General features: G+C 52.6%; 3 protein-coding genes and 1 pseudogene. 1 reads left to right on the plus strand and 3 read right to left on the minus strand.

Annotated elements, in window-relative coordinates:
- Nucleotides 1-600 (minus strand): annotated as a pseudogene (locus AB4043_RS17290) (hypothetical protein); the annotation flags it as partial.
- A gap of 142 nt (nucleotides 601-742) precedes the next feature.
- Here AB4043_RS17290 and AB4043_RS17295 point away from each other — a divergent pair.
- Nucleotides 743-928 carry a hypothetical protein gene (locus AB4043_RS17295; RefSeq protein ID WP_442299532.1) on the plus strand — a complete coding sequence of 62 codons (186 nt, stop codon included), beginning with the start codon at nucleotides 743-745 and terminating at the stop codon, nucleotides 926-928.
- A gap of 134 nt (nucleotides 929-1,062) precedes the next feature.
- Here AB4043_RS17295 and AB4043_RS17300 read toward each other — a convergent pair whose 3' ends face one another.
- A complete protein-coding gene (locus AB4043_RS17300) occupies nucleotides 1,063-3,939 on the minus strand; it encodes a hypothetical protein (protein WP_442307621.1) in 2,877 nt (958 codons plus the stop codon).
- A 37-nt stretch (nucleotides 3,940-3,976) separates the two neighbouring features.
- The coding region (locus AB4043_RS17305; protein WP_442307620.1) for a carboxypeptidase regulatory-like domain-containing protein at nucleotides 3,977-4,705 on the minus strand (729 nt) is incomplete at its 5' end.

A 4,705-nucleotide genomic window follows, 5' to 3' on the forward strand; every position in this document is an offset into this window, starting at 1 on the left:
CTGTTGCATCAGCTGTTGCACAACATAGACTGAAAGCTCGTCGGGGCTCGATAAAGTCTTCGCATGGGATCTGAAGTCGCCGACCGATAGCTTCAATATGGTCTCCATCTGATGGAACTCAAATTCACCACCTTCGAGTTGTGGCGCAAACAGTGGAGTTTCATAGTTATCTCGAAGCAGATGTTCGTAATCGATTGTTCCTCCTGACATTGCTGCTAACAGCAGATGTTTCGGGAGGATCACCTGTGCGCCCCAGCCAGGTCCGTATCGCCGGGACTCGCTTTCACCGATACGGCTAAACCCATTGCTGGGCGCAACAACCCATGCATCCGTCGGTGGACGCTTGAGGTCTTTTCGAAAATACTCAAAAACCGTTGGATGCTGTGGCGGCAAGGACGAGAAGTTATTTAACGTCTCATAGACACCTGTAGCAAGGCTTGCGGTCGCAACGTAGTGCCCAAGAATTCCGCGGTTCACCACTTGGGTAAAGAAACTGGCTTGGGGAATCAGTTCCTTAAGCATATAAGGAATGTTCTCCTGCCCCGCAGGCGCAAACGTCTCCTGATCGCGGGCTCCACCGCCAAAGGTGACAACAATCACCTTTCTCGTCCTCGCGGGTCCTGCATAGAGAAATGGACTAGCTCCACCAAGAACCATACCCGCGGCAGAGCGAAGAAAGTCACGACGGCTGCAACTGAGACCGTACGTCGCCTCACGCAGACAATTCGAGGATGCGTCGCCAATGGATGGTTCTTTCACGATCATCCCTTACTACTCCGCAGAAGCGGTCGTCGAGGACACCACTGCATTCCTTACGCATGTGAGCCAGATGGGCCCGCCGCCTCCGGTAGATGCCCTGCCAGAGTGCAATCCTCTGTTCGATATGAATATAGTCCAGCCGAACAAAAATACGCATCAGGCAAGTTAGGAGTCAACGCGAGTTCGCTCCCTATTTCATGACAGAACTTCGCATCGTCACGAACCTGCGATCCAGACTGCCTCCTGACTCTCAAGCGGCAGCTAGCGAAGGCACCGTGTAATCTACACGGTGCCTTCATCAGCTTAGTAGTAAAGCTTCAAAGCGAACTGGATCTGCCTCGGATCAAATGGAGCATCGCGCGTCGATCCGATCTCTCCAAATGTAGAGCTTAAGAAGTTGCCCGAGTTTCCAATCGCAACGACGCCGTTGCCTCCGAAGTTCGGAGAATTGAAGTTCGGGTGGTTGAGGATATTGAAGAACTCTGCCCGGAACTGAAGTGAAATGGCCTCACGGATCGGGAAGTTCTTGAAGGCGGAAAAATCGAACCGATGGAAGCCGGGTCCATGTGTGCTCGTCGAGCCCGGGCCGCCAAGAATGAGGTTACTGTTCGCTGGAAGCTGCACACAGCCAGAAGGGGCAGGTGGATTCGATCCTAATACACAAGGCTGATTGAACGCCGCAGGGTTACCAAACCAGGCGAGCGCGCCTTTCGAATCCCGATGCAGTCCAAGCTTCTGGTCCTGTCCGGCAACCTGCAGCACTCTGCAGCTTGTGCCGGAGGTTGTCGCGGACGGGCACGTCAACGTGATAGGTTGTCCGCCTTGAAGCGTAGCTATGCCGTTGACCGCCCAACCGCCAAGCACAGCGTTTGTCATTTTTCCAGAATTAGTAAGGAGCATTTTTCCCTTACCAAATGGCAACTCATAGCTGCCACTCAGGTGGACGACCTGTCGTATATCAAATGCTGCCTGTCCCCAGTCGAAGTGCGGTCCGAACCCCGGAACCCAGGGTGCACGGTATCCGCTGACACTACCACCATTCAACAAGTCACCGGCGTCGGAAAGAGTCTTTGCAAAGGTATATGTAACCAGGAAGCCCACACCATTTGCGGATTGCCTCTCCAACTTTGTCTGAAGGCCGTTATAAACACTCCGGCCGATCGTACGTTGATAACTTCCACCTTCGGCGAAGTCTGGGAATGGCCGATAGGGCGTTGTGCTGATGTTTGCAGGCAATATCTGGGAGACTCTGTTGTTACCAATACCAGCTTGCAGTGAGCTTCCGTCCGTGAGGACATAAGCAGCTTGTGCCGATATGTTATGCGTAATGGCGTACTGCAGGGTGAGGTTTGCGCTCAACGTGCGGGGCGTCTTGTAGTTGAACTGTAGGCCCTGCAGACCAAGCCCCTTTCCGTTCACCGCCAGAGGAGTGAACTGAGCACAGGTGAGACCCGATCCAATCGTCGCACTTCCTCCCGGCCCGGCGGTCGCACATGTGCCGTAAGGATTCGACCCAGAGCTGAATGCAGCTGAATCGGTTGTGCCGGTGAATGTAAAGCTGTAGATGAAGGGGTAGTTCAATCCAATGTTAGGACCATAGCCCTGATTCTCAAAAGAATTGAAGAACAAGCCCGCCCCACCACGAACTACAAACTTCGGCGATGCCTGATAGGCAAATCCAAACCGTGGAGCGATGTTGCTCTTCTGAGTCTGTAATAGACCTTGCCCGTATTTGTCCGTCACTTGAAGCGCAATGCCGTCTTGCTGAAGCAGAGCCTGGAAGGTTGTAGAGAGCGCTCGGTTGGCCTTTCCGCTAGCCGGTATCAGAAATGTCGGAGCGTTAAACGGTGGCCCATTCTGGATGAAGTTCGCCTGAGCACCGTTCGCCTCAGAGATTGGGCTGAAATAATCCCAGCGCAGGCCAAGATTCAACGTCAATTGAGAATTGACCTTCCAGTCATCCTGAAAGTAGACCGCAAGATAATGCCTGAGGTCGTAGGTCTTGCTGATATTGGTCGCTAGAACCTGATTCGCACCACCAACATAACTAATGCCATTTGGAACAGTGGTTGCAATCGGGGTCAGCAGCATCTGCGCACGGCCGGTTTGATCTCCGGCCTGTCCTGGAACACCTGCATAATTCCCATTGAAATCAAATTCACCACGCGGAAATGGAGGTTGCAAGGTATTGAAGTGAATCTTCTGGAACTCAACGCCTGCCTTCAGGCTATGCGCCCCATGAATCTTCGTGAAATCATCCGTCAACTGAAGGGTCTGGCTGACCTCGTCCGACGGTAGATAGTTGTTGCTGCCCAGATTCTGTAAACCGCTGATCACCATCTGGGGCAAACCACCGTTCAGGGCTACCTGGGGAATTCCCTGGAATCCGTATTGCGCTGGGATTCCCATGTTATTTCCTTGTGGACCATAACGCGTCGTATGCAGATGGTTGAAACCGACCCGGCCTACATTGACGGTGCTTGGAGAAAACACATGAGTCCAGGCCGCGACGGACTGATTGGATTTTGCATTCTGAAGGCCTTGCGCGAAGCTTCCGCCATCAGCAATACCGCCGAAGATTGCAGGGAGGAACTGCGGGTCATCCAGGTAGCTGAAGCGCACGAACATCTGATTCTTGTCGCTCATAGCGTAGTCACCGCGCACATCAAAGGCGTTGCTGTGCTCATACAGCTTGGGGCTTGTTGTGAAATTCGTAGTAAACGAGCTGGTTGTCGGCGCGGGGTACAGTTGCAGAATTTTTACCGCATTGGAATCAATACGATTTGCGGGCAAGTGATTCAAGTTGCAGCCGCTAACCGTAAAACTCGTTGTTCCTGGTCCACACGTACCAAATGGATCGCGTGCAAAGCCAGTCTGTGTAGCCCTAATACCGGACACTGGGTCCACGGCCCCCGCAGTGACCGCTCGTGTCGTCGCTGGATCGAGAACCGTTCCAAAAGGAATAGATCGACCAAGCGCATCAGTATGGGGTGTGCCATTTTGACCAGTAATGAGATCGGAAAGATCTGTGAAATTGCTGTTACGCTCAGTGAGTGTTGGCACTGTACCAGGCAACACCGTGCCTTGGACACGACGGAATCCCTGATAATCGCCGAAATAGAACAGCTTGTTCTTGATTACAGGGCCGCCAATAGAAGCTCCAAACTGGTTCCAGCGCAGCTTTCCCTTCTGAACACGGTTGTAATTCTCAAACCAGTCAGCTGGTGCCGTTCAGAAAATCAACCGCATTTGAGTTGTTATCGATGCCGTCGAGCAGGTAGTTGTTCTGCGCCGGGCGCAAGCCGTTTGCAGAAAACGCACCCGATGCCGCATTGCCACGCGTATCAGCMTGCGGCGTGTTAACTCCGGCGGACAGCTGAGCCAGGAACGTGAAATTGCGGCCATTCAATGGCAGATTGTTCAGTGTCGCACTATTAATAACCTGACCGACCGATGCCTCCGTCGTCTGTAGCTGCGGTGGAATTCCAGTGACGGTGACAGTTTCTGTAGCAGAGCCAAGTTGTAGCTGAATGTTAACCTGCAGGCGCTCTTGCACATTCACCTGCAGGTTTTCCTGTGTTGTTGACGAAAATCCTTGTGATGAGGCCGTAATGGAATAGTGGCCGATCCTGACTGGTGAAAAAGTGTACTGCCCACTGGTACTCGCTACAGTTTCCAGAGTTAAGCCAATATCAATATTCCGAAGGATAACGTGTGCATTAGGGATAACAGCGCCGGATGGATCCGAGACGATGCCGGTGATCGAACCTTGGTCCACTTGCGCGCCTGCGCCTCGGCTCAGAAATATCAGGAAGCATACACACGCAAAGAAGCTCAGCCTGACAAGACTTATACGTCCAAACATACTTATCCTAGCGTTCATCCCATAACCTCCGAAAATGATAGTTACCACTGCCCGAAGTTCTCTAAGCACCATGTATGAGCC

The organism is Terriglobus sp. YAF25 (assembly GCF_052113305.1).
Lineage (GTDB): Bacteria > Acidobacteriota > Terriglobia > Terriglobales > Acidobacteriaceae > Terriglobus.